Source organism: Streptomyces sp. 13-12-16 (genome assembly GCF_002114215.1).
Classification (GTDB): Bacteria; Actinomycetota; Actinomycetes; order Streptomycetales; family Streptomycetaceae; genus Streptomyces.
In genome coordinates, this window is record NZ_NCTE01000470.1 from 1 (window position 1) to 3,122 (window position 3,122).

Consider the following 3,122-nt stretch of genomic DNA (forward strand, 5'->3'; position numbering starts at 1 on the left):
CTCACCCGCCGACCTCGTCGCCCTCGTCCGCGACCGTGCCGTCGCCGTCCTGGCCGGCCCCGGCGTCCCCCGGTCCGACACCGCCGACCTGGCCCGCTCCTGCGAGCTGGTGGTCCGCCTCGCCCTGTCCTGCGTCGCCGCGCCCCCGGCCGACACCGGCGTCGCCGACCTGGTGCGCGGCGCCCTGCACCGGACCTCGGCGGTGCCGTAGCGGGGCTCAGTGCGCGGACCCCGACAACTGCAACCCGATCACACCGACGATCACGAACGTGATCGACACGATCTTCAGCGTCGACACCAGGTCCCCGAGGAACACCATCCCGTAGATGGCCGTCCCCGCCGCGCCGATGCCCGTCCACACCGCGTACGCGGGCCCCACGTCCAGCTTCTTCAGCGCCAGGGTCAGCAGCCCGAAGCTGCCCAGCGCGAACGCGCAGAACGCGATGGTCGGCCACAGCCGGGTGAAGCCGTGCGACAGCTTCAGACACACGGCGAAGCCGGTCTCGAGCAACCCGGCCACTATGACCAGCAGCCACGCCATGTGTCGTCCTCCCGCATTCCCCACGTACAGTGACCGCTTCGTCAGGTTCGACGGGTTCGGGTCCGGCTCGGTGCGATTATGCACTTACCGCCCGGCGGCCACGACAAACAACGCGGAGGTCAGTCGCCCTCCGTGCGCTCCCGCGTCGCCAGCAGCCGCCGCAGCGAGTACAGCCGCGCCGGATCCGCGTGCCCCTCGGCCACCCACGCGTCCAGCGCGCAGTCCGGCTCGTCGTGACTGCACGCGCGCGGACAGCCCTCCGTGCCCGGCTCCAGATCGGGGAAGGCGTGGATCACCCGGGACGGGTCGACGTGGGCGAGCCCGAAGGACCGCACCCCCGGCGTGTCGATCACCCAGCCCTCGGCACCCGACAGCGGCAGCGCCAGCGCGGACGTCGTCGTGTGCCGCCCCCGCCCGGTCACCGCGTTGACGTGCCCGGTCGTACGCCGCCGTTCCTCCGGCACCAGCGCGTTGACCAGCGTCGTCTTGCCGACCCCGGAGTGCCCCACGAACGCGGTGATCCGGCCGTCCAGCTGCTCCCGCACCCGGTCCGCCGCCTCGCCGCTCTCCAGTTCCGCGCGGCTGGTCACGACGTAGGGGATGTCGAGGTCGCCGTACAGCTCCAGCAGCTTGTCCGGCGGCGCGAGGTCCGACTTGGTCAGCACCAGCAGCGGCTCCAGGCCGCCGTCGTACGCCGCGACCAGGCAGCGGTCGATCAGCCGCGGACGGGGTTCGGGGTCGGCGAGGGCGGTGACGACGGCGAGCTGGTCGGCGTTGGCGACGACGACCCGCTCGTAGGGGTCGTCGTCGTCCGCGGTGCGGCGCAGCACCGACGCGCGCTCCTCGATCCGCACGATCCGCGCGAGCGTGTCCTTCCTCCCGGACAGGTCGCCGACGAGCGCCACCCGGTCACCGACCACCGCCGCCTTGCGGCCCAGCTCACGGGCCTTCATCGCCAGTACGACCCGGTCCTCGACGAGACAGGTCAGCCGGCCCCGGTCGACGGTGAGGACCAGGCCGGGGGCCGCGTCCTCGTGCTTGGGCCGGATGTGGGTGCGCGGCCGGTTGCCCTTGCGGTTGGGGCGGGAGCGGATGTCGTCCTCGTCGGTGTGCTTGCCGTAGCGGCGCATGGTGAACCCCTACGCCCCGAGCATCCCGGTCCACAGCTCGGGGAAGTCCGGCAGGGTCTTCGCCGTGGTGGCCACGTTCTCGATCTGCACGCCCTCGACCGCGAGGCCGATGATCGCGCCGGCGGTGGCCATGCGGTGGTCCTCGTAGGTGTGGAAGACCCCGCCGTGCAGCCGGCGCGGGCGGATGTGCAGACCGTCGGCGGTCTCGGTGACGTCGCCGCCGAGCTCGTTGATCTCCTTGGTCAGCGCGGCCAGCCGGTCCGTCTCGTGCAGCCGCAGGTGGGCCACGCCCCGCAGGGTCGACGGGGAGTCCGCGAGCGCCGCCACGGCCGCGATGCCGGGCGTCAGCTCGCCGACCTCGCCGAGGTCCACGTCGATGCCGTGGACCGACCCGGAACCGGTGAACACGAGCCCGAACTCGGTCAGCTCGCAGGAACCGCCCATCTCGGTGAAGATCTCCCGCAGCCGGTCACCGGGCTGGGTGGTACGGGCGGGCCAGTCCGGAACGACGACCTTGCCGCCGGTCACCAGCGCCGCCGCCAGGAACGGCTGGGCGTTGGACAGGTCCGGCTCGACGGTCAGGTCCCGGCCCAGCAGGGCGCCCGGCGTGACCCGCCAGACGTTCGGCTCGCCGCCCGACTCGGGGGTGTCCACCTGGGCACCCACCGCGCGGAGCATGTCGACGGTCATCCGGATGTGCGGCAGGGACGGCAGCGTCGCGCCGGTGTGGCGGACCTCGACGCCCTGGTTGAACCGGGGCGCGGACAGCAGCAGCGCGCTGACGAACTGGGAGGACGAGGACGCGTCGACCTCCACGGTGCCGCCGTCCAGGGCGCCGCCGCCGTGCACGGTCATCGGCAGCGCGCCGCGGTCCTCGTCGTCGATCCGGGCGCCCAGGTGGCGCAGCGCGTCGATGACGCCGTTCAGGGGACGCTCGTAGGAGCGGGGGTCGCCGTCGAAGCGGACGGGACCGTCGGCGAGCGTGGCGACCGGGGGCAGGAACCGCATCACCGTGCCGGCGTTGCCGACGTCGACGGTGGCCGGGCCGCGCAGGCCCGTGGGGAGTACCCGCCAGGCCTCGCCGGTGCCGTCCGGGCCGACGCCCTCCTCGATCTCCACGCCCATCGCGCGCAGGGCGCCGGCCATCAGCAGGGTGTCGCGGGAACGCAGCGGGCGGCGCAGCCAGCCCGGCTCGGAGGCGAGGGCGGCGAGGAGGAGGGCACGGTTGGTGACCGACTTGGACCCGGGCACGTGGACCGTCGCGTCGACGGCTCCGCTCGCGTGCGGGGCGGGCCAGAGGGCGGTGTGTGCGGGGTTCGGGGCCATGGGGCCCACTTTATAAGGAGGTCCGGGGGCAGGCCGTCTTTCGGGTGCTGCCGCGTGAGGGCTTGTCGCGCCCGCGCGGCGGAGCCGCACGCCGGCACGGCCCCGCGCCCCCCCGGGGGTCGCCG

The 3,122-nt window shown here is 73.8% G+C and carries 3 protein-coding genes and 1 pseudogene; 1 reads left to right on the plus strand and 3 read right to left on the minus strand.

The genetic code is table 11. From position 1 onward, the window contains the following. A pseudogene (locus tag B7767_RS18765) lies at window positions 1-211 on the plus strand (TetR/AcrR family transcriptional regulator); the annotation flags it as partial. A gap of 6 nt (window positions 212-217) precedes the next feature. Here B7767_RS18765 and B7767_RS18770 read toward each other — a convergent pair. The 3 genes from B7767_RS18770 to aroA all read right to left on the minus strand — a co-directional run bounded on the left by B7767_RS18770 (window position 218) and on the right by aroA (window position 2,997). Next, window positions 218-541 (minus strand): multidrug efflux SMR transporter, encoded by a 324-nt coding sequence (locus B7767_RS18770; RefSeq protein ID WP_048455705.1) that lies wholly within the window; start codon window positions 539-541, stop codon window positions 218-220. A 119-nt stretch (window positions 542-660) separates the two neighbouring features. Continuing rightward, a complete protein-coding gene (gene rsgA / locus B7767_RS18775) occupies window positions 661-1,671 on the minus strand; it encodes a ribosome small subunit-dependent GTPase A (RefSeq protein ID WP_085573192.1) in 1,011 nt (336 codons plus the stop codon). A gap of 9 nt (window positions 1,672-1,680) precedes the next feature. Further along, window positions 1,681-2,997, minus strand: coding sequence for a 3-phosphoshikimate 1-carboxyvinyltransferase (gene aroA, locus B7767_RS18780; protein ID WP_085573193.1), 1,317 nt, complete (start codon window positions 2,995-2,997; stop codon window positions 1,681-1,683). Window positions 2,998-3,122 lie beyond the last annotated feature (125 nt).